At 59.1% G+C, this 20835-nt stretch carries 19 protein-coding genes; 6 read left to right on the top strand and 13 right to left on the bottom strand.

The annotated features are described in order from the left end of the window. Position 1 precedes the first annotated feature (1 nt). Positions 2–946, bottom strand: coding sequence for a hydroxymethylbilane synthase (gene hemC, locus ACYBHZ_RS15360; RefSeq protein WP_460275158.1), 945 nt, complete (start codon positions 944–946; stop codon positions 2–4). Between the two features lie 113 nt (positions 947–1059). Between hemC and hemE the strand changes: the two genes are divergently transcribed. Then, positions 1060–2097 (top strand): uroporphyrinogen decarboxylase, encoded by a 1038-nt coding sequence (hemE, locus tag ACYBHZ_RS15355; protein ID WP_460275157.1) that lies wholly within the window; start codon positions 1060–1062, stop codon positions 2095–2097. A 79-nt stretch (positions 2098–2176) separates the two neighbouring features. Here the strand turns inward: hemE and ACYBHZ_RS15350 are convergent, their stop codons facing one another. Then, positions 2177–2842, bottom strand: coding sequence for a YfdX family protein (locus ACYBHZ_RS15350; protein WP_460275156.1), 666 nt, complete (start codon positions 2840–2842; stop codon positions 2177–2179). A 324-nt stretch (positions 2843–3166) separates the two neighbouring features. Then, positions 3167–4060, bottom strand: coding sequence for an oxygen-dependent coproporphyrinogen oxidase (gene hemF / locus ACYBHZ_RS15345; RefSeq protein WP_460275155.1), 894 nt, complete (start codon positions 4058–4060; stop codon positions 3167–3169). A gap of 119 nt (positions 4061–4179) precedes the next feature. On the opposite strand from hemF, the gene ACYBHZ_RS15340 reads away from it, so the two are divergent. After that, entirely contained in the window at positions 4180–4554 is a 375-nt protein-coding gene (locus ACYBHZ_RS15340) for a hypothetical protein (RefSeq protein ID WP_460275154.1), read from the top strand. An 8-nt stretch (positions 4555–4562) separates the two neighbouring features. Here the strand turns inward: ACYBHZ_RS15340 and ACYBHZ_RS15335 are convergent, their stop codons facing one another. The 3 genes from ACYBHZ_RS15335 to clpS are packed head-to-tail and all read right to left on the bottom strand — an operon-like array spanning position 4563 to position 6756. Further along, complete coding sequence (locus tag ACYBHZ_RS15335; RefSeq protein WP_460275153.1) at positions 4563–5375, bottom strand: SDR family NAD(P)-dependent oxidoreductase; 813 nt, start codon at positions 5373–5375, stop codon at positions 4563–4565. Between the two features lie 37 nt (positions 5376–5412). Then, positions 5413–6405, bottom strand: coding sequence for a methyltransferase (locus tag ACYBHZ_RS15330; protein WP_460275152.1), 993 nt, complete (start codon positions 6403–6405; stop codon positions 5413–5415). A gap of 24 nt (positions 6406–6429) precedes the next feature. Continuing rightward, positions 6430–6756 carry an ATP-dependent Clp protease adapter ClpS gene (gene clpS / locus ACYBHZ_RS15325; RefSeq protein WP_460275227.1) on the bottom strand — a complete coding sequence of 109 codons (327 nt, stop codon included), beginning with the start codon at positions 6754–6756 and terminating at the stop codon, positions 6430–6432. Between the two features lie 140 nt (positions 6757–6896). On the opposite strand from clpS, the gene ACYBHZ_RS15320 reads away from it, so the two are divergent. Both ACYBHZ_RS15320 and ACYBHZ_RS15315 read left to right on the top strand, forming a co-directional pair. Continuing rightward, positions 6897–7595, top strand: coding sequence for an HAD family hydrolase (locus tag ACYBHZ_RS15320; RefSeq protein ID WP_460275151.1), 699 nt, complete (start codon positions 6897–6899; stop codon positions 7593–7595). A gap of 186 nt (positions 7596–7781) precedes the next feature. Beyond that, complete coding sequence (locus ACYBHZ_RS15315) at positions 7782–9365, top strand: D-alanyl-D-alanine carboxypeptidase family protein (protein ID WP_460275150.1); 1584 nt, start codon at positions 7782–7784, stop codon at positions 9363–9365. A gap of 79 nt (positions 9366–9444) precedes the next feature. Here ACYBHZ_RS15315 and ACYBHZ_RS15310 read toward each other — a convergent pair whose 3' ends face one another. The 5 genes from ACYBHZ_RS15310 to ACYBHZ_RS15290 all read right to left on the bottom strand — a co-directional run bounded on the left by ACYBHZ_RS15310 (position 9445) and on the right by ACYBHZ_RS15290 (position 15849). Continuing rightward, entirely contained in the window at positions 9445–11052 is a 1608-nt protein-coding gene (locus ACYBHZ_RS15310) for an ABC transporter ATP-binding protein (protein WP_460275149.1), read from the bottom strand. Then, the gene (locus tag ACYBHZ_RS15305; protein WP_460275148.1) at positions 11049–12155 is read right to left on the bottom strand and encodes an ABC transporter permease; all 1107 of its coding nucleotides are present in this window, start codon (positions 12153–12155) and stop codon (positions 11049–11051) included. Before ACYBHZ_RS15305 ends, ACYBHZ_RS15310 begins: the two co-directional genes overlap by 4 nt. Beyond that, positions 12152–13246, bottom strand: a complete 1095-nt coding sequence (locus ACYBHZ_RS15300) for a microcin C ABC transporter permease YejB (RefSeq protein WP_460275147.1) — start codon at positions 13244–13246, stop codon at positions 12152–12154. Before ACYBHZ_RS15300 ends, ACYBHZ_RS15305 begins: the two co-directional genes overlap by 4 nt. Before the next feature lie 23 nt (positions 13247–13269). Continuing rightward, positions 13270–15132, bottom strand: a complete 1863-nt coding sequence (locus tag ACYBHZ_RS15295) for an extracellular solute-binding protein (RefSeq protein WP_460275145.1) — start codon at positions 15130–15132, stop codon at positions 13270–13272. 198 nt (positions 15133–15330) lie between these two features. Next, positions 15331–15849 (bottom strand): c-type cytochrome, encoded by a 519-nt coding sequence (locus tag ACYBHZ_RS15290; protein WP_460275144.1) that lies wholly within the window; start codon positions 15847–15849, stop codon positions 15331–15333. Between the two features lie 123 nt (positions 15850–15972). Here ACYBHZ_RS15290 and ACYBHZ_RS15285 point away from each other — a divergent pair, with 123 nt between their 5' ends. Then, entirely contained in the window at positions 15973–16803 is an 831-nt protein-coding gene (locus ACYBHZ_RS15285) for a prephenate dehydratase (protein ID WP_460275143.1), read from the top strand. A 52-nt stretch (positions 16804–16855) separates the two neighbouring features. On the opposite strand, the gene ACYBHZ_RS15280 is transcribed toward ACYBHZ_RS15285, so the two are convergent. Continuing rightward, entirely contained in the window at positions 16856–17329 is a 474-nt protein-coding gene (locus tag ACYBHZ_RS15280) for an SRPBCC family protein (protein ID WP_460275142.1), read from the bottom strand. A 50-nt stretch (positions 17330–17379) separates the two neighbouring features. Next, positions 17380–18303, bottom strand: a complete 924-nt coding sequence (gene nudC / locus ACYBHZ_RS15275; protein ID WP_460275140.1) for an NAD(+) diphosphatase — start codon at positions 18301–18303, stop codon at positions 17380–17382. Positions 18304–18589: 286 nt separating this feature from the next. Between nudC and ACYBHZ_RS15270 the strand changes: the two genes are divergently transcribed. Then, positions 18590–20566 carry a bifunctional 2',3'-cyclic-nucleotide 2'-phosphodiesterase/3'-nucleotidase gene (locus ACYBHZ_RS15270; protein ID WP_460275138.1) on the top strand — a complete coding sequence of 659 codons (1977 nt, stop codon included), beginning with the start codon at positions 18590–18592 and terminating at the stop codon, positions 20564–20566. Positions 20567–20835 lie beyond the last annotated feature (269 nt).

Below are 20835 nucleotides of genomic sequence, written 5' to 3'. Positions count from 1 at the left end.
GTTATTTCCAGTCGAAGAACCCGGCGCCCGCGCGTTCCAGAAGCTTGATCGCCATTTCAACGCCCATCGCGACGCCATCTTCGACCGCACCGGACATGTCTTCGGTCAGGCTTTCCGAACCATCCGTGCGCAGGATTTCCCCGCGCAGACGCAGCGTCCCCCCCTCGATTTCCGCGAGCCCGGCAATCGGGGTCTGACAAGACCCGTCAAGCTTGGCAAGAAACGCCCGTTCACAGGCCATCGCCAGCCCGGTCGCCTCGTCATGCAACGCTGAAAGCATTTCTGCGACAGCCGCATCACCGGCGCGGCGCTCAATCGAAATTGCCCCCTGCGCCACGGCAGGCAGCATTTCTTCCGCCGTCACCGCTTGGCGCGGGACGTGATCAAAGCCCAGACGATTCAGACCAGCCATGGCGAGGAATGTGGCTTCCGCCACGCCGTCCTCAAGCTTTTGCAAGCGGGTCTGCACGGAGCCCCGGAATTCGACGACTTGCAAATCCGGGCGCTTGTTCAAAAGCTGCGCCTTGCGCCGCAGCGAGGAAGAACCGACCACAGCCCCTTGCGGCAGGTCGGTCAAAGCCTTGCCATCAAGTGTGATAAACGCGTCGAACGGGTTCTCGCGCGGTAGGTAGGTGTCGAGGATCAGCCCCTCGGGCTGGATCACCGACATATCCTTTGTCGAGTGCACCGCGATGTCGATCTCGCCGCTCAGAAGCCGATCTTCGATCTCTTTCGAGAACAGCCCCTTGCCGCCCAATTCCCGCAATGAGCGGTCCTGCACCCGATCTCCGCGCGTCGACACGGAGACGATCTCGAACGCCTCCTCCGCCAGATCAAAGGCGGCCATCAACCGATCACGGGTTTCATAGGCCTGCGCCAGTGCGAGCGGCGAGCCACGGGTGCCGATTTTCAGGGGTTCAGCGGGGGTCGGAAGCGTCAATGTCATGGCAAAGGCTTACCTGCGGCAGATCGGCCTGACAAGCGGGGAAAAGCCCCTCTGTGCCTTGACAAAAGAGCGCAAGGCGGGGACGAGTGCGGGAACGAAAACGGGAGGCCGCGATGACCGAGAAAACGATCCTGAAAGCGCTCAGAGGCGAAGTGCAGAAAGTGCCGCCGATCTGGATGATGCGTCAGGCCGGGCGTTACCTGCCCGAATATCGCGCCACGCGAGCCGAGGCCGGAGATTTCCTGTCGCTGTGCTACAATTCCGATCTTGCCGCCGAAGTGACCCTGCAACCGATCCGGCGCTACGGCTTCGACGCCGCGATCCTTTTTGCCGATATTCTCCTGCTGCCGCAGGCTCTGGGGGCGGACCTTTGGTTCGTCACCGGCGAGGGCCCGCGTCTTTCGACCATTCAGTCGGACGACGACTTTGCCGCACTCAAAAGCAAGGATGACATCCATGACAAGCTCGCACCGATCTATGAGACCGTGCGCATCCTGTCGCGCGAACTGCCGAAAGAGACGACGCTGATCGGGTTTGCCGGTGCGCCCTGGACCGTTGCCACCTACATGATCGCCGGGCGCGGCACAAAAGATCAGGGCCCGGCCCATGCGCTGCGCGAAGGCAACACAGAACTCTTCGAGAAGGTCATCGACCTGCTGACCGAAGGCACAATTGAATATCTCGACCAGCAAATTCAGGCGGGAGCCGAAGTCGTCAAAATCTTTGACAGCTGGGCCGGGAGCCTCAAGGGCGAGGCTTTTGAGAAATACGCCGTTGAGCCGACCCGCAAAATCACCGCCGAGCTGAAAGCGCGTCATCCCGGAATCCCGGTGATCGGCTTCCCGCGCGAAGCGGGCGAGGGCTATATCGGTTTCCACGCCAAAACCGACGTCGATTGTGTCGCGCTCGACAATTCCATCACCCCGGAATGGGGCGCTGCGAATGTGCAGAAAGACGGCTGCGTGCAGGGCAACCTCGCCTCGTCCCATATGGTGACGGGCGGCCAAGCTCTGATCGACGAGGTGCGCCATGTCCGTGACGCCTTCTCCAAAGGCCCGCACATCTTCAACCTCGGCCACGGCATTACGCCGGACGCGGATCCGGACAACGTCAGCCTGATGATCGAGACCCTGCGCGAGAACCAAGGCTAAGAGCTCCCACCAAATTTCACACCAATGCCCGCCGCGAGAGATCTCTCCCGGCGGGCATTGCTTTTAGAGAGTGCCGCATTCAGCTCGCGGAACTGCCTTGCTGCGGAAGATCGTTCAAGCTGAAGTCCCCGGCGACAATCGAATCCTCGATCGCTTTCAACGACAGGTTCGCCGCGTAATAGTCGCCCTTCGCGATCTGATCGGAGGCCTGCTGAATGTTGTTAACGCTGCCGTTGATCGGCACCATGAGCGCCGTATAGTCGATATCGACTTTCGCCAGTTTCAACACTTCGAGCGCCTTCTGCTGATCGCCCTGCGCCAGATGTTTGCCGGCTTTCGACATATCTTCCTTGTTGGCGTCCGTCGGCATGAACCCTTCCGCGAGGCTCACTGAGGTCTCGAAGGGCACATACATGTCGTCCTTATCCTTCGTCTGATCGGATTTGATCTCGATATCCGCCGCGGTTTTCTGCGCGCCCGTGAACTCATCGACGGCTGCACCCGTCAGACTTTTGGCCAGATCGGTATCGCCCTCGAACAAGGCAATCCGCGCGGCATGCACATTCTGCAAAGCGTCTTTGGTACTTTCCGAAGTTTCAAACGCAAGCTTGTCCTGCGTTGCCGTGTCGGTTGCATTTGCGGCCGCAGGCGTCGAGGCGCTCTGCTCTGCAAAGGCCGCAACGGCGGGAGAAAGGGCCAGCATGCTGACAAGACCAAGTCCAACGAGTTTCGTTTGAGTTTTCATGACGCGGTTCCTTTTGATGTCATAATCTCAGGCGTTTTCCGTCTGATGAACATCACGTGGGCACCGCATCCACAGGGGACAACCACATCAACCGTTTGAATAGTATCAAAAAAATCTAACGCTCAAGAACTCAATTGTGAGCCTGCGTGTTCTCATTCCCACCCAGAGCGCCCGGCATGCGGGGAAAGCCCTACACAGGAAGGGACACGAGAGCTTCAGGCCAACGTGAGGCAAAAATACAAACGCCGCGCCATGGCGAAACACATGGCGCGGCGATAGCAGCCGAAATTTTCGTGAATCCGAGCGAAGCGATTGCTCTCGGCGTCACACCCATTTCGCCATGGGCGGCAGCGACATCAGAACCGCATCCGGATTGTGGCCCGTCTCCAACCCGAATTTCGTGCCCCGGTCATAGACCAGATTGTATTCGGCATAGAGACCGCGATGGACGAGCTGGGCGTCTTTATCTGCCTCATCCCACGGCGTAGTGCGCCGCTTTTCCGTCACGCCGAGGAAGGCCGGAAGGAACGCGCGCCCCACGTCCTGCGTGAAGGCGAAATCCTTTTCCCAGTCGCCAGTGTTGAGATCATCGTAGAAAATCCCGCCGACACCGCGCGCCCGGCCCCGGTGCGGAATAAAGAAATACTCATCCGCCCAAGCTTTGAAGCGCGGATAATATCCCGGATCATGGCGATCACAGTGCTCTTTCTGCACCGCATGGAAGGCCGCCGTGTCCTCGTCATATTCGATACAGGGATTCAGATCGGAACCGCCGCCGAACCACCAGCCATGCGGGGTCCAGAACATGCGCGTGTTCATATGAACGGCGGGCGTATGCGGGTTCTGCATATGCGCGACCAGAGAAATGCCGGAGGCCCAGAAACGCGGATCGTCCTTCATCTCCGGGAAACCCTTGCGCGCCGCCATGGCGTTTTGCGCCCGCTCACCCAGCGTCCCGTACACCGTGGAAATGTTGACGCCGATTTTCTCAAACACCCGGCCACCCCGCATCACGGACATGAGACCGCCGCCCGCATCCGATCCGTCCTCGGAACTGCGCGAGGTTTCTGTTACCTCGAAACGCCCCGCAGGCTGGCTGGCGAAGGGGCCGGTCTCCTGCGTGTCTTCCAGAGCCTCGAAAGCTGAGACGATCTGATTGCGCAGTTCGCGGAACCACGCGCTCGCCCGAGCTTTCTCATCTGTCATGTTCTCGCGCATCGGCATCCTCCTGATCACGGTCCGCAGAGGTAACAGCATGAGCGCACCGGGGGCAAGCGCCCTTCCCCTGCGACGGAAAAAGGCTATGCTGTCGTGTATATGGGGAAAGGAGATTTCCGATGCGTTGGCTTATTGCTTTGGCGGTTCTGCCGCTACTTGCCGCCTGTTCCGAACAACAAATGTGCATCTCCCGTGCGACCAAGGATTTGCGTCAGGTTCAGAGCTTTATCAAAGAGGCCGAAGGCAATCTCGACCGCGGCTATGCTTTGGTCGAAAAAGAATACATCGATTATGACATCAAGCGGTGCGGCGAGAATAAAGACGGAAAGCCGATTTTCTGCCGGGTGCCGGATGTCCAGACGCGGAAGGTTCCGAAGGCGATCGATTTGGATGCCGAAGCCGCAAAACTGGCCGCTCTTCAAAAGAAAGAAGCCCAGCTTCAGATCGAGGCCGATGCGGCCATTGATGCCTGCAAGGTCCAATACCCGGAATAAGCACCTGATCAGTGGGTGGGCGCCAGCACCGGATCGACCAGAGTGCGCCCCCCATCGACGGTCAGGATTTGACCGGTCATGAAGCCCGAGCCCTCAGAAACGAGGTATTGCACGGTTTCGGCAACATCCGTTGCCGGAGCAACCCGTCCCATCGGCGTCTTCGCGATGATCTCGCCGCGATAGTCGGGGTTATCAGAGAGCATATCCTTGAGGCTTGAACTCATGACGGAGCCAAAAGCCACCGCATTCACGCGGATGCGGTGTGGTGCCAGAGCCACCGCCATCGCCCGCGTCATCTGATCCACCGCGCCCGAGGAAATCGAAAACGCCAGAAGCTCCGGCTGACAGCGCCGCGCCGCAATCGAGGACAGGTTCACGATGGAACCAACGGGCGCTGTGTCATCTTCGTTTTTCTCGGCATTCTTGATCATCCATTTCGCGACCTGCTGGATCAGGCGCAGCGAGGTCATGAGGTTCTGCTCCAGAAGCTGAGACACATTATCGCCTTCGACCAGAAGCGGATCGCTGATCGCCACCTGACGCGAGGCGTTCACAAGAATATCCACGCCGTCAAAGGCATCAATCGTCGCCGACAGAAGATTGGCGATGGTCAGCTTTTCCCGGAGATCCCCGGCGAAATAGGCAATTTGCGGATCATCTCCGCCCGCCAGATCGCCATATTCGGCAACAAGACTGGCCTCGTCCATATCGGCACACATCACCCGAGCGCCTTGCGACACGAAATGGCGTGCAATCGCGAGACCAACCCCATTGGCCGCCCCGGTGACGATGGCGGTCTTGCCTTCGATAGAAAAGCTCATGCTGGCTCCTGTCTATTTGGTCAGCCCCTAAACGGGTTTAGGCGGTCCGCGCCGCTTTGCGAAGAGGTTTCGCGGCATGAAGCAATTTGAAACCGCCCGTGACGCCAATCTCGGCATAGCTGCTGAAACAGGCGGCAAGCGTCGCCTCGTAAGGCAATTGCCGGTTCGCGACAAGCCATAGCTCGCCATGAGGTGCGAGCATCCTTGCGGCCGCTTCGATGAACGCCTGCCCCAGCGCAGGATCAGCGGCGCGGGAAGTATGAAACGGCGGGTTCATGATCACCGCATCCAGCGGCGATGGTGGCACAAAGCGTGTCGCGTCTTGCCAATGGAAATGCGCGCGCGGATCATCAAGGTTATCCTTAGCACAGGCGAGCGAGGCCGCTTCGGCTTCGACCACATGCAGGTCTTTCACCCCCTCGCGGGACAGGATCGCACGAGACAGATAACCCCACCCCGCCCCGAGATCGGCAATACGAGCCGGAAGTTTTTCCGGCAGCGCCTCGGCCAGTGCGGCGGAGGCCTTGTCGATCCGGTCCACGGAAAACACGCCCAGACGCGTGGTGAAACCGTCGATCACATGCAGCGGGCCGGGGTCGGCCCAGTCGGAGAAGGTCTCCGCCAGATCGCCCGAGGAAAACGCCACGGCCTTGCCATGCGCCTTGGAGACGACCTGCTCCACGCCCACACGCTTTTTCAAATCTTTCAAAATGCTGTCGATACCGTCGGTCTTTTGGCCATCGACGATCACCCGTTTCGCCCGGCTCACCGCATCCGCGACCAGCGCCCGTGCCTCGGCTTTCGAGCGAGGCACCATGACCACGGCAAGATCGAACGGGCCTTCGGCTTTCGGTGTGACCTTGAAGCCCCGCGCCTCAAGCGCATCGGCGGCAGGTTTGAAGCCCTGAACGATCTCAACCCGCGCCGCCCCCAAAGCGGACAGATCGACATCCGCGGCCGGTCGATAGACGACAACGGCGTCAACCGGCTCAAGCCCGGCGAGGATCAGAGGAAGGCGTGCGGACAGCATGGCGCGCAAGAACAGGCGAAGCGCCTATTCCTTTTCCATCGTGCATTGCAGCGGGTGTTGATGACGGCGGGCGAATTCCATCACCTGCTGCACCTTGGTCTCCGCGATCTCGAAAGGAAACACGCCAACAACGGCCAATCCCTTCTTGTGTACGGTCAACATGATCTCCGTCGCTTGCGAATGACCGATGCCGAAAAAGCGTTCGAGCACCAGAACGACGAATTCCATCGGCGTATAATCGTCGTTCAACAACAAGACTTTATAGAGCGGCGGACGTTTGGTTTTCGGCTTGGTTTTGAGCGCAAGTCCGACATCGCCGTCGTCATCCGAACGGTCGTCATTGTCTGCCATCATCTGAGGCGCGAGGATCACTCTGTCGTCTCCGCTTTATCTTAGGTCTGCATCTTCACGGGATCTGTCGCCGATATATAGCCTCTTTTACGCATGAATAAAGGGGGTTATGCCGGAACGGGTAAAGGAGCGTCGTTCATATGCCCGAAAAAATCGCCACCATCGCCTTCGATGCCGACGACACGCTGTGGGAAAACGAACAGTTTTTCCGCATCACCCAGGACAGATTCGCAGAGCTTCTGGCTGACTTCACAGACCCGGATCACCTCGCCGAGCGGCTCCTTGACGCCGAACGCAAGAACCTTGGTCACTACGGGTTTGGCATCAAGGGCTTTGTCCTGACGATGATCGAAACCGCGATTGAAGTGACCGAAGAACGCGTCCCCGCCTCCGTGATTTCCGAATTGATCGCGGCGGGGCAGGACATGTTGCGCCACCCGATTCATCTGCTCGATGGGGTTGAGGAAACGGTCGGCACGCTTGCCGAAGACTACGAAATTCTACTGGTGACCAAAGGCGATCTGCTCGATCAGGAACGCAAGCTGGCGCAGTCAGGGCTGGGCGATCTGTTCGACGGGGTCGAGGTCGTTTCAGCGAAAACGCCTGCGGTCTACAGTAGCATTTTTGCCCGTCACGACATCACCCCCGAACGCGCCATGATGGTCGGGAACTCCATGAAATCAGATGTTTTGCCCCCGATTGAGGCCGGTGCTTGGGGTGTCTATGTGCCGCACAACATCACATGGGCAATCGAACATGCGGAAGCTCCTGAGGGCCATCCCCGCTATCGCACGCTGGAAACGCTTAAAAACTTACCAGCGCTCATCACGTCTCTCTGAACCACAGCTCAACCATATTGCTGATTTGGTGGATTGAACCATACGGGACACCAAATCTGGCGTTGTATCTCTGCACGCCTTGAAAACCCTTGAAAATTGGTTGTTTTCTAGACGCAAAGCCTGTGTTACCGTCTTCATCAAAGACAAGTCGGGCGACATGATCCGGCAGAACGAGGCAGATTTATCATGAAGAGCAACGTGCAGGCACGGGGTATATCTCGTGTCGTTTCAGGACGCATTATCCCCCTCCTTCTGATCGTCTTCGCGATGATGATCGCGATGTCGACCCGCGCCATGGCCGCCGAATATGCCGCCCTGGTGATGGATGCCCGCAACGGCAAGGTGCTTCACGCCACCAACGCCGACACGCGGCTGCACCCGGCCTCTCTCACCAAGATGATGACGCTCTACATCGCCTTCCAGGCGATTGAGCATGGCGAGATTTCCCTCGATGATGAGGTGACGATCTCCCGCAACGCCGCCGCTGAGCCGCCGTCGAAACTGGGCCTTCACCCCGGTCAGAAAATCAAACTGCGCTACCTGATCCGCGCCGCCGCCGTCAAATCTGCCAATGACGCCGCGACCGCCATCGGTGAAGCCATCGAAGGCTCCGAGGCCTCCTTTGCCCGGCGCATGAACCGCACCGCCAAGCAACTTGGCATGTCGCGCACCACGTTCAAGAACGCCAACGGTCTCACCGAATCCGGACACCTCTCGACCGCGCGGGACATGACCGTCCTCGGGCGACACCTGTTTTATGACTATCCGGAATATTACAACCTGTTCTCCCGCCTGACGGCAGATGCCGGGGTTCGCACGGTCGCGCACAGCAACCGGCGCTTCCTGACATCCTATGAAGGCGCCGACGGGATCAAAACCGGGTATACCTCGGCTTCCGGCTTTAACCTCGTCGCCTCCGCGCGTCACGGCAATGAACGCATCATCACGACCGTTTTCGGTGGCCGCAGTTCCGCCTCTCGGAACGAGAAAGTGTCTGAGCTGATGGATCTGGGTTTCAAACGCGCCCCAAGCAATGTCGCCGTGAACAAACCCCAAAAACCGCCTTACCTTGGCAAGGTCGGTGGCGACACCGTCATGGTCGCAGCCAATCAGGAAGCACCTGCGACGGCTTCGAAAATCATTCGTGTCAGCACGAATATGAAATCAAGCCTCATTCCGAAGCCGCGCCCGATGAAATCCCTGCCGCCGGAAACCGAAGAGCTTCTGGTGGCCGCATCTGATGACGTGATGGACGCGCTCGCTCAGGCCGAGCAAGACGCCGCTCTCTTGGCTGCAGCTCAGGACGCGACCGCCGAAGCGAGCACCATCCTGACGGAAACAGCGCGCGCTCAAACCAATACCACCCTCGTGCCCTCGATTGCGCCGCTGCCGCGTCCAGCAACGCTTCAGCTGGCCTCAATCGAGCAAACCTCTGCTGTATCGGCGACAACTGCGGTTGCGACCGCAACGGCCGTCTCTGCAGAACCGGCGGTGAGCGCACCCGAAGTGGTCACGCGCCTGTCGACCTCCGGCAACCGGTACTGGGGGATCAACATCGGCACCTATGGCTCCGAATATGAGGCCCGCAAGAGCCTGCTCAGAACCGCTCTGACCGAAGTGGAAATGCTCGACGGCGCGCTGCGCAAAGTTGTGCGCAGCAAACGGGGCTATGATGCGAATTTCCTTGGGATGACCGAAGAGATGGCCGCGATGACCTGCCGCCGCCTCGAAGCGCGTGGCACGGATTGCAATACGATCGGGCCGTCCTGAGGCCTTGGCCCACCCCCAGACATCAAAAAAGGCGACCTTCACCGGTCGCCTTTTTCTTTGAGCTTTTGGCAGGGGAGGATCAGACTCCCGCCCCCTCCTCGACCTTGAGATCGAGCGCCGCGCGCACAAGCGCGCGGGTGTAGGCCTCTTTCGGCGTCTCAAAAATCTCTTCCGCCGTGCCCATCTCGACCACATCGCCGCGCTTCATCACCAGCACCTGATGCGAGAGCGCGCGCACCACGCGCAGGTCATGCGAGATGAACAGGTACGCCAGCTTATGCGTCGATTGCAGCTTGCGCAGAAGCTCCACGATCTGCACCTGCACCGTCATGTCCAGCGCCGATGTCGGTTCGTCCAGCACCACCAGACGCGGCTTGAGGATCATTGCGCGGGCGATGGCGATCCGCTGACGCTGACCGCCGGAGAATTCATGCGGGTAGCGATGGCGGGTGTCGGGATCGAGCCCGACCTCGCGCATGATGTCGATCACCGCCTGCTCTTTCGAGGCGTAGCCTTCGACATGGTGCACGCCAAGCCCTTCGGCGATGATCTGCTCCACGGTCATACGCGGCGACAAAGACCCGTAAGGATCTTGAAACACAATCTGCATATCGGCCCGCAGCGGTTGAAGTCGTTTGTTCGACCAGCCCTGCACATCCTGCCCGAGCACGACCACCGGCCCCTCGGAGGAGATCAGCCGCATCATAGCGAGCGCCAGCGTGGTTTTCCCGGACCCGGATTCGCCGACAATGCCCACCGTCTCGCCCTCGCGCACGGTAAAGCTTGCGGCATTCACCGCTTTCACATGGCCCACCGTCTTGCGCAGAAAACCGCGCTGGATCGGGAACCAGATGCGCAGGTCTTTGGTCTCGGCGACGACCTCCGCCCCTTCCGGCACCGGAACGGGATGCCCGGTCGCCTCGGCAGCCAAAAGCATCTGCGTGTAGGGATGTTGCGGATTGGCGAAAATCTCATCGGCCCGACCGGCCTCAACGATCTCGCCATTCTTCATGACACAGACCCGATCTGCGATCTTGCGCACGATGTTCAGATCATGGGTTATAAAGAGCATCGACATGCCGAGGCTTTGTTTCAGCTCCGCCAGAAGCTCCAAAATCTGCGCCTGAATCGTCACATCGAGCGCCGTGGTCGGCTCGTCCGCGACCAAAAGCTCCGGCTTGTTGGCCAGCGCCATCGCAATCATCACCCGTTGCCGCTGCCCGCCCGACAATTGGTGCGGATAGTCTTTCAAACGGGTTTCCGGGTCATGAATACCGACCTGATCCAACAGCTCAATCACCCGCGCCCGTGCAGGCTCTCCGGTCATCCCGTGGTGGATCAGCAGCACTTCGGCGAGCTGTTTCTCCAGCGTGTGAAGCGGGTTCAGCGATGTCATCGGTTCTTGGAAAATGAAACTGATGTCATTGCCGCGCAACTTGCGCAGCTCTTTCTCCGACGCGCCGACAAGCTCCTGCCCCTGATAGGTGATCGAGCCTTGTGTGACGGCCGTATCGGGCAACAGGTCCACGCAAGACAGCGCCGTCACCGATTTGCCGGAACCGGATTCTCCCACAAGCGCGACCGTCTCGCCCTTCTCAATGGCGAAGCTGACGCCTTTGACCGCCTCCACCGTCTTGCCGTCCTGACGGAACCCGACGCGCAGGTCTTTGTACTCCAAAAGGCTCATCGGAAGGTCTTCCTCGGGTCAAACGCATCGCGCACGCCTTCGAAAATGAAGACCAGCAGCGACAGCATGATGGCATAGGTGAAAAACGCGGTGAAACCGAGCCACGGCGCCTGAAGGTTCTGTTTCGCCTGAAGCGTCATCTCGCCCAGAGACGGGTAAGAGGACGGCAGACCGAAGCCCAGAAAATCAAGCGAAGCCAACGTGCCGATATTGCCGGTCACGATGAAGGGCAACATGGTCAACGTCGCGACCATCGCATTCGGCAGCATGTGGCGGAACATGATCGTCCAGTTGCCAACCCCGAGCGCCCGCGCCGCACGGATATATTCAAAGTTCCGCGCCCGCAGGAATTCGGCTCGCACCACACCGACAAGCGCGGTCCAGCCAAAGAGGATCGTCACCGCGACCAAAAGCCAGAAACTTCGCCCCAGAATGGCGAACAGAATGATGATCACATAGAGCGAAGGCATGGCGCCCCAAATCTCCAGCACACGCTGGAAAATAAGGTCGGTGCGCCCGCCGAAATAACCTTGGATCGCGCCCGCGATGATGCCGACGATGGAAGAAGCGATCGACACGATCAGCGTGAAGAACACCGACAGGCGGAAGCCGTAGATCACCCGCGCGACGACATCGCGTTTGGTGTCATCCGTGCCGAGCCAGTTCTGCGAAGTCGGCGGAGAAGGCGCGGCCCCCGGCCCTTCGACCTGCGTGTTGAACGAGTAGCGGATCGGCGGCCAGATCATCCAGCCCTTCTCGATCTTCTCGCCGTTGATTTCGCCGTCTTTCGCGTCCTCGATGTAGGCTTCGGGATCGTCAAAACAGTCCACAAGACCGCCCGTCTCGATCAGACATTGCACTTCCGGATAGCGATAAACCGCCTCGGTGCGGAAATCGCCGCCGAACTCGGTCTCCGGGTAGAACTTGAAAATCGGCATGTAATAGCTGCCGCGATACTGCACGAGGATCGGTTTGTCGTTCGCCAGAAACTCCGCGAACAGCGACAGGCCGAAGAGGATCGAAAATAGGATCAGCGACCAATAGGCACGACGGTTGGCGCGGAAGTTGCGCCAGCGCCGCCGGTTGAGTTCGGACATCTTCATGTGTCCCTCCGCTCGAAGTCGATGCGCGGATCGACGAAGACATACATCAGATCCGACAGGATGCCGATGATGAGGCCGATGAGGCCAAAGAAGAACAGCGTGCCGAAGATCACCGGATAATCGCGCGCCAAGGCGGCCTCATAGCCCATGCGCCCAAGCCCATCGAGGGAGAACAAGGTCTCGATGATCACCGAGCCACCGAAGAACACACCAAGAAACAGCCCCGGAAAGCCTGCAATCACGATCATCATGGCGTTGCGGAAGACATGGCCGTAGAGCACGCGGTGCTCCGGCAGCCCCTTGGCCTTGGCGGTCACCACGTATTGCTTGCGGATTTCATCAAGGAAGGAGTTCTTGGTCAAAAGCGTCAGCGTCGCGAAGGAGGAGATCACCGAAGCCAGAACCGGCAGGGCGATGTGCCAGAAGTAATCCGCAATCTTGCCCGGAATGGACATTTGCGACCAATCCGGCGAGGTCAGGCCTCTGAGCGGGAAAATCTGGAAATAGGAGCCACCCGCGAACAGCACCAAAAGCATGATCGCGAAGAGAAAGCCGGGGATCGCATAGGCGGCGATGATGATGCCGGAGGTCCAAGTGTCAAAGCGCGAGCCGTCTTTCACGGCCTTACGGATGCCAAGCGGGATCGAGATCAGATAGGAGATCAGCGTCGCCCAAAGCCCGAGAGAGATCGACACCGGGAGCTTGTCCCAGACCATATCGAGCACCTTCTCGGATTTGAAATAGCTCTCGCCGAAATCAAAGCGGACATAGTTCCACATCATGCTGAGAAAGCGCTGCAGCGGCGGTTTGTCGAGACCGAACTGGCGTTCCAGATCAGCAATGAATTCGGGCGGCAGCCCGCGCGCGCCGACATAATCGGAGGTGTTCCCGATACTGTCGTCCAGCACGACATCGACGTCACCGCCCGCGCCGCTGATGTTGGAGAAGACATCGCCCTCCCCCTGAATTTGCGCCAGCACCTGCTCCACAGGACCACCGGGCACAAATTGCGTCAGGGCGAAGTTCACGATCATGATGCCGATCAGCGTCGGCACGATCAGCAGCAGACGCCTGAGAATATAGGCTCCCATCGGATGTCAGTCCTTTTCCCGGATCACTTGATCGCCCCGGCGTCGCGTAGCGCGGCCGCCTTGTCGGCGTTGTACCACCAGAAATCAAGATACCCGAGGTCATAGGGCGGCATCTGATCGACGGGCGGGTGCTCATACATGTCGTAGTAAGCCACCCAATGCTTGTCGAGATACCATGCCGGAACGATGAAATAGTCGTGACGCATCACCCGGTCGATCGCCCGCACCCCGGCGGCCATCTCTTCGTAGGTTTTCGCACCGATCACCATGTCGATCAGCTTGTCCGCCGCCTCGGAGGAATAGCCCGCCGGGTTGAAAATATCATTCACCCCGTCGGACCCGTAGCGTTGGCCAAGGCCCTGCCCCTCTTCGAGACCGTTGTTATAGCCATCATAGATGATGTCATAATCAAAGCTCTGGGTCCGGGCCTGATACTGGCTCGGATCGACCCGGTTGTAGGTCGCCGTCACGCCCAGCGCGGTGAGGTTTTCCACATAGGGGATCAGAATACGGTCGAAGGTCGGGGTGGAGCTGAGGAATTCGATCTCAAGCGCCTTGCCATCCTTGTCGCGCAGCTTGCCGTCATCGCCGGGCGTGTAACCCGCCTCAGCCATCAGCGCGAGCGCCTTGCGCATGTTGCGGCGGTCGAGGGATTTTTCGCCGGAGGTGTGCGGCAGAACCGCCTCTTCGGTGAAAATCTCCGGAGGCAACAGATCGCGCACCTCGTCGAGCATCTCAAGCTCGCGCCCTTCGGGCAGCCCCGTGGCCTTGAGCTGGTCATTTTCCCAGAAGCTCTCGCGCTGCGCGAACAGCCCGTATTGCAGCGTCTCGTTGGTCCAGGTGAAGTTGTACATCAGCCCGAGCGCCTTGCGCAGATTGACGTCCTGCAACTTCTCACGCCGCAGGTTGAACACGAACCCGGTCGCCGCAGGCAGAGACCCGTCGGGAAGTTCCGCCTTCACGACATAGCCCTTGTCGAGCGCCGGGAAATCATAGCCTGTCGCCCAGTTCAGCGAAGAGTTCTCCAGACGGAAGGTGATCTCGCCGGATTTGAACGCCTCGAACGCGGCAATCGTATCGCCGAAATAGAGCACCTTGATCTTATCAAAGTTCTCCGTTCCCACCTTGATAGGAAGATCCTTGCCCCAATAGTCGGGATTGCGAGAGTATTCGACCCATTCCCCCGCCTTATAGGCCGAGAACACGTAGGGCCCGGTGCCCGGCGAAATCTCATAGCGCTTTTCATCAAGACGCGCGCCCGTCTCGTCGTACCATTTCTTCTGGAACGCGGGGACCGAGCCGGCCTGCGCGATCATGCCTTTCTTCGGCATATCCGGGTTGAAGGTGAACTTGATCGTGTAATCGTCGATCACCTCCACCTCGGGGATCATCATCTTCACCGCCGTGCGGTACGAAGGCGTGCCCTGCTCCAGCAGCAGATTGAAGGAGAAGGCGATATCCTCCGCCGTCATGGGCGAACCGTCGGAGAAGGTCACGTCATGGCGCAGGTGAAAGATCACCCAATCCTGAGACCCCGGGTATTCCAGCGTCTCACACAACAGACAATAAGACCCGAGCGGATCGTCCGACGTGCTCGTCATGATGCGCTCATAGCCGATGGAGGAAAACGCCGCCGGGGTTCCCGAGAGCGTGGCATAGGGGTTCATGCTGTCGAAAGTGCCGACCCCGCCCAGAACGATCTCTCCGCCTTTCGGCGCATCCGGATTGACGTAATCAAGATGATCGAAGGGTTTCTCATATTTGACTTCGCCCCAATCGGAGAACCATGACGAAGTCGTCGTGTCCTCCGCCGAAGCCCCGCTGCTTCCCAAGGCAAGAATGGCCAGAACGGGAAGGGATTTCAAAAAGGCGGGGCGTGCTGTCATGGTCGTCCTCCGGGTGCGTTGCGCGTCGGGCTTGTATGCTCTCCGTGACGGTAATGTGCGGGGGCGCTGACATGCAAGTTACATACGCTCGAAATTGCGTGATCTCCGGGCGAGGCCATAAGAAAACCCCCAGCGGCAAGACCGATGGGGGCTCATTTGCATCGCATGCAGGCGATGCGCCAAAATATCGCAGGCGGATCAGCCGGAAATCGACTGGAGATAGGCGATGATATTGGCGCGGTCCGTGTCTTTCTTCAGACCGGCGAAGGACATCTTGTTGCCCGGAATCGCGTCTTTCGGGCTGGTCAGATAGACGTTGAGCGCCTCGGCGTCCCAGACACCGCCATGTGCGCCCATCGCATCGGAATAGGAGAAATCACCAACGGCAGCCACATCACGCCCGAACACACCGTCGAGGTGCGGGCCGGTGCTGTTGGAACCATCCACTTTGTGGCAGGCCTTACACTTGGCGAACACTTTTTCACCCTTGGCCGGGTCAGCAGACGCCAGCAGATCGTCGAAGCTCACTTCAACCACCTCTTCTGCGGCAGCGTCGTCCTCTCCGGTCGAGATGACATAAGCCTGAACGACTTCGCCATCATGGCTTTCGGATTTCATGGTGTAGATAGACGTCGCGGCCCAGTTTCCGAGAAGGAAGATCAGGAAGGTGCCAAGGACACCACCGGCGGTCTTAACAAGGGTCATAGTGTTGAACATAATGCGTCCCGTTCATAGAGGTTCGTCGCGCGATATCTAGCCGCTTCCCCTGATTCATTTCAAGGTATAAGACCGAAACCGACAGATGTTAGCGCGAATGAGACGCAGGAAAAGGGATAAAGTATGACCGGCAAGATCGCATTTCAGGGAGAACTCGGTTCTTATTCCCATCAGGCCTGTGTCGATGCCCGACCGGAATACGAGCCCCTACCCTGCCCGACATTCGAGGACGCAATGGAAGCCGTCCGCTCCGGCGTTGCCGATCTCGGCATGATCGCCATTGAGAACTCGACCTATGGCCGGGTTCAGGACGTCTACCACCTGTTGCCGGAGTCCGGCCTGCACATCATCGGTGAGACCTTTGTCCGGGTGCACGTGAACCTGCTTGGCCTGCCCGGCACCAAAACCGAAGACATCAAACAAGCCCGTGCCATGTCCGTGCTTTTGGGTCAGGTGCGCGGATTCGTCCGTGATCACGATCTGAAAACCGTGAGCTGGTCCGACAACGCCGCCGCCGCGCGCTCCGTCAAAGAGGAAAACGATCCGAGCATTGGGGCGTTCGCCTCCGAGCTTGCGGGCGAAATTCTCGGCCTCGACGTGCTTGAGCGTCACATCGAAGACCACAAGCTCAACACGACCCGCTTCCTCATCATGGCGCGCCAGCCCGATTACACCCGCCGCTCGGACAAGATGGTCACCGCTTTCATGTTCCGCGTCCGCAACATCCCCGCCGCGCTGTACAAAGCTCTCGGCGGCTTTGCGACCAACGGCGTGAACATGACCAAACTGGAAAGCTACATGGTCGATGGCGTCTTCACCGCGACGCAGTTCTACGCCGATATCGAAGGCCATCCGGAAGACCGCAATGTGCAACTGGCACTCGACGAGCTGGGCTATTTCACAGAGATGGTGAAAATTCTCGGCGTCTACCCCGCCGACCCGCGCCGATCCTGACAAACTCTCGCGCGGGGATGTTCCCGCGCAGGCAACACAACAGGCGCTCCGGTCAGAATTTCGGGGCGCCCTGATACTGTTCTGACAGGTTCTCGCAATAACCGGTGATCCGCTTCTCGAACCGCTTTTGAAGCGTCCCTTTGGCGAATTTCACCGATTGCACCAAAATCCGCGCCGACAGGGTTTTCGGACGCACATCATAGCCAAACGTAAGACGCGTGCGCTGCTGCGACAGCGGCACCAGATCAACGGTCAACAGCATGTGCAACCCGCCCGAGACGGCATGCGCACCAAGGGAATTCGGGCTGTCAAAATCGGAAATCTCGGCTTCGAGATCACGCAGTTTCCCCCGAAACGGCACTTTGAGCGTCCATGCCGCACCCAGTCCACGCGGCTGTTCCTCACGTCGGCGCGCGACTTGAATGCCGCGGCGCATCGCTTGCCGTTCCATACCTTGGAAATCCGTGATCCGGTCGAAAACAAAAGCCGCTGGGGCTTCTATATCCTGACGGGTCGAAAATTTCATGCCTGCTTACCTGCTACTTACCCGATGAGCCCTCGGGAAATGTTATTTCGTCATTCCCAAGCGTCTGCAAGCCACTTGCTGAGCAGATCATGCGCCACCGCGCCTTTTCTGGCTGCCGTGATCTCGGGGTGACGCCCCGCCATCGCCAAAGCCACCTCTTCACGCCGGAACCAACGCGCGTCTTCGATCTCGACCGGATCAATGGTGATCTCCGTGCTCAGCGCCGTCGCCCGACAACCGAACATCAAAGACGCCGGGAAGGGCCAAGGCTGGCTTGTGACATAGCTCACCTCGCCGACCCGCACGCCCGCTTCCTCAAACACTTCGCGGCGGACGGCGGCCTCGATCGGCTCACCGGGCTCAACAAACCCGGCGAGCAGGGAGAACATCCCCTGAGGCCAAGCGGGATTGCGCCCCAAAAGCACCTCATTGCCCCGCGTGACCAGCATGATCACCACCGGGTCCGTGCGCGGATAATGCTCTGCTCCACAGGCAAGACAATCGCGCTGCCAGCCACTCTTGCTCAGTTGCGTCTTCTCGCCGCAGGTCGCGCAGAACCCGTGCCGGCGGTGCCAATCGAACAAGGCCCGGCCTGTCGCCGCCAGTTCCGCTTCCAAGGGCGTGAGCCGTGTCATCACCGCGCGCAAATCATAAAACCGAACGCCCGGCAAAGCCTCTAGCGCCAGTCCTTCCTGCGACCACGGGGACGGGGCTTCGCCCTCAGGCGGCGACAGGAAACCTAGGTCACGAGCAAAAACCGGACGTTCATCCGGCAAAAGCCCAAGGAAAATATCCGTGCCGCCCGGAAGGCTGTCATCCACAGCGTCAAACAGGCAAAGCCGGTCATCGCGCATCGCCAGATTGCCGCGCCAAAGCGGGATGATCTTCGCGTCCGGCCCTGCCGGGCGGTCGTCGCGCAGATGGGCAGCCCGATTCAGCGTTCCGCCGGAGAGTGTAACACATGTCTGTTTCATACCGCAGACATAGGAGGCTTGTGGAACAAGAACCAGCCTCGGCAAACCTCTCCCAAGATTTCATCGCGCCCCTGTGTCCCCCCTGCCGACATGCGTCAGCTAGGATCAAAAGATTCGCCCCGGCAAGGACCAGAGCAATCAACTCTGGGGTGAATTTTCGCGCAAATTGCCAATTCAAATCGGTTTGCACAGAGGAAAGGCCTTGGTAAGTTCTTCCTTGTCACACCTTTGTCTTGTGACAGATGAATGGTCGCGCCAACCTGCTTCAGCATAAAGGAGATACAGGATGGATCATTCTACCAAAGACATAAATCGCCGCGGCTTTCTGTCCGGCACAATTGCAGGTACTGCCTTGATTGCTCTTCACCCCTTTTCCGCGCGCGCCAGCACCAATCAGGCGCATTTGCGGATCATGGAAACCACGGATTTGCACGTCCATGTCTTTCCCTATGACTACTACGCCGACAAACCCGTAGACACCGTTGGCCTCGCCCGCACCGCCGCGCATATCGCGGACGTTCGTGCGGAGGCGACCAACGCCATGCTGCTCGACAACGGCGATTTTCTACAGGGCAACCCGATGGGCGACTACATCGCCTATGAGCGCGGCATGAAAGAGGGGGACATGCACCCCGTCATCACCGCGATGAACACGCTGGGCTTTGATGCCTCGACACTCGGCAACCACGAATTCAACTACGGCATCGACTTTCTGATGAAGGCGCTGGCGGGTGCGCATTACCCGGTGATTTCCGCCAACGTCGTCAAGGAAATGGGCGCCGCGCCACGCGATGACGTCACCCTTCTGCCGCCTTATGTGATCCTCGACCGCGACGTCACGGATGGCGCTGGTGAAAAACATGCGATCAAGATCGGCCTCATCGGCTTCGTGCCGCCGCAGATCATGATGTGGGACCGCAAGAACCTCGAAGGCAGCGTCAACGCCCGCGACATCGTCGAAACCGCCCGCGCCTATGTGCCTGAGATGAAAGAGAAAGGCGCGGATATCATTATTGCGCTGAACCACTCCGGCATCGGCTCTGCCGATCACACCGAAGGCATGGAAAACGCTTCCGTTCCGCTCGCAGAAATCGACGGTATCGACGCGCTCCTGACCGGCCATTCCCACCTTGTCTTCCCCTCGCCGACCTATGACGGCTATGCGGCGGTGGACAGCAAGAACGGCCTGATCCACGGAAAACCCGCCGTGATGGGCGGCTATTGGGGCTCGCACCTCGGGGTCATGGACCTTCTTCTGGAAAAAGAGGGCGGCGCATGGCGTGTCGTCACCAGCGCGGTGGAAACCCGTCCGATTTCGCGCCGCGAGGAAGATCGCTCGATCACACCGCTGGTTGAAAGTGTCGAACCGGTGCTGGCCTCCGTGCAGGACATTCACGATCAGACGCTCGCTTACGTGCGCCGCGCCGTCGGCAAAACCGCCGCGCCGCTGCACTCCTATTTCGCGCTCGTCGCAGATGATCCGTCCGTGCAAATCGTCTCCAACGCCCAGCTTTGGTATATTGGCGAGATGATGAAAGGCACCGAGCACGAAGGCCTGCCGATCCTCTCCGCCGCAGCGCCGTTCAAAGCCGGGGGACGTGGTGGTCCCGAGTATTACACCGATGTTGCTCCGGGTGATGTCGCGATCAAGAACGTGGCCGATCTCTATCTCTACCCGAACACGATCCGCGCCGTGCGCATCAATGGCGATCAGCTCAAAGGCTGGCTGGAACGCTCTGCGGGCATGTTCAATCAGGTCGAGAAAGGCGCGAAAGACGCGCTCCTGCTGAACCCGGATTTCGCCTCCTACAACTTCGACGTGATCGACGGCGTGACCTACCAGATCGACATTTCGCAGCCTTCGCGCTTCGATTCCGATGGCGGCGTGCTCGACGCCTCTGCCTCCCGGATCGTCAATCTGAGCTTCAACGGCGCACCTGTGACCGACGATATGGAATTCATTGTCGCCACCAACAACTACCGCGCTGGCGGCGGCGGCACCTTCCCCGGTGCGGATGGTTCCACCGTGATTTTCGAAGGTCCGGACACCAACCGCGACATCATCGTGCGCTACATTGTCGATCAGGGCACGATCAACCCGACCGCCGACAACAACTGGTCCCTGGCACCTCTGGGCGACACCACCGTGTTGTTTGAAACCGGTCCGGCGGCCCGCACGCACCTTGCCGATCTCGAAGGGCTGACCATCGAAGACGCGGGCGAAGGCGCAGACGGATTCGCCCAGTTCCGCATCACACTCTAAACCTTGCCTAAAGCGTTTCGACTTTAACTTGATCTATCACATAAAGTCGAAACGCCCGCTCCGCTTGGACGTTGCACCGCGTTTCTGCTCAAACCCTGATTCAGGTTTAAGTCGAAACGCTTTAAGGTTACCAAACGCGACCATCCCTCGGGTGGCCGCGTTTTTTGTTTACCAAATGGGCAAAAATGGCATATCTCGCCCGTTTTTTAATCATTCATCACGATTGTATACAAAATTGTGAACTCGAAACTCGCTGTAGGATCGCCCCC

It is taken from the genome of Celeribacter sp. ULVN23_4 (genome assembly GCF_054788345.1).
This window is presented reverse-complemented; position numbering and strand designations above follow the sequence as displayed.

Bases quoted from the DNA above. Each gene is read 5' to 3' on its own strand.
- hemC (WP_460275158.1), bottom strand. From the start codon at position 946: ATGACATTGACGCTTCCGACCCCCGCTGAACCCCTGAAAATCGGCACC.
- hemE (WP_460275157.1), top strand. From the start codon at position 1,060: ATGACCGAGAAAACGATCCTGAAAGCGCTCAGAGGCGAAGTGCAGAAA.
- ACYBHZ_RS15350 (WP_460275156.1), bottom strand. From the start codon at position 2,842: ATGAAAACTCAAACGAAACTCGTTGGACTTGGTCTTGTCAGCATGCTG.
- hemF (WP_460275155.1), bottom strand. From the start codon at position 4,060: ATGCGCGAGAACATGACAGATGAGAAAGCTCGGGCGAGCGCGTGGTTC.
- ACYBHZ_RS15340 (WP_460275154.1), top strand. From the start codon at position 4,180: ATGCGTTGGCTTATTGCTTTGGCGGTTCTGCCGCTACTTGCCGCCTGT.
- ACYBHZ_RS15335 (WP_460275153.1), bottom strand. From the start codon at position 5,375: ATGAGCTTTTCTATCGAAGGCAAGACCGCCATCGTCACCGGGGCGGCC.
- ACYBHZ_RS15330 (WP_460275152.1), bottom strand. From the start codon at position 6,405: ATGCTGTCCGCACGCCTTCCTCTGATCCTCGCCGGGCTTGAGCCGGTT.
- clpS (WP_460275227.1), bottom strand. From the start codon at position 6,756: ATGGCAGACAATGACGACCGTTCGGATGACGACGGCGATGTCGGACTT.
- ACYBHZ_RS15320 (WP_460275151.1), top strand. From the start codon at position 6,897: ATGCCCGAAAAAATCGCCACCATCGCCTTCGATGCCGACGACACGCTG.
- ACYBHZ_RS15315 (WP_460275150.1), top strand. From the start codon at position 7,782: ATGAAGAGCAACGTGCAGGCACGGGGTATATCTCGTGTCGTTTCAGGA.
- ACYBHZ_RS15310 (WP_460275149.1), bottom strand. From the start codon at position 11,052: ATGAGCCTTTTGGAGTACAAAGACCTGCGCGTCGGGTTCCGTCAGGAC.
- ACYBHZ_RS15305 (WP_460275148.1), bottom strand. From the start codon at position 12,155: ATGAAGATGTCCGAACTCAACCGGCGGCGCTGGCGCAACTTCCGCGCC.
- ACYBHZ_RS15300 (WP_460275147.1), bottom strand. From the start codon at position 13,246: ATGGGAGCCTATATTCTCAGGCGTCTGCTGCTGATCGTGCCGACGCTG.
- ACYBHZ_RS15295 (WP_460275145.1), bottom strand. From the start codon at position 15,132: ATGACAGCACGCCCCGCCTTTTTGAAATCCCTTCCCGTTCTGGCCATT.
- ACYBHZ_RS15290 (WP_460275144.1), bottom strand. From the start codon at position 15,849: ATGTTCAACACTATGACCCTTGTTAAGACCGCCGGTGGTGTCCTTGGC.
- ACYBHZ_RS15285 (WP_460275143.1), top strand. From the start codon at position 15,973: ATGACCGGCAAGATCGCATTTCAGGGAGAACTCGGTTCTTATTCCCAT.
- ACYBHZ_RS15280 (WP_460275142.1), bottom strand. From the start codon at position 17,329: ATGAAATTTTCGACCCGTCAGGATATAGAAGCCCCAGCGGCTTTTGTT.
- nudC (WP_460275140.1), bottom strand. From the start codon at position 18,303: ATGAAACAGACATGTGTTACACTCTCCGGCGGAACGCTGAATCGGGCT.
- ACYBHZ_RS15270 (WP_460275138.1), top strand. From the start codon at position 18,590: ATGGATCATTCTACCAAAGACATAAATCGCCGCGGCTTTCTGTCCGGC.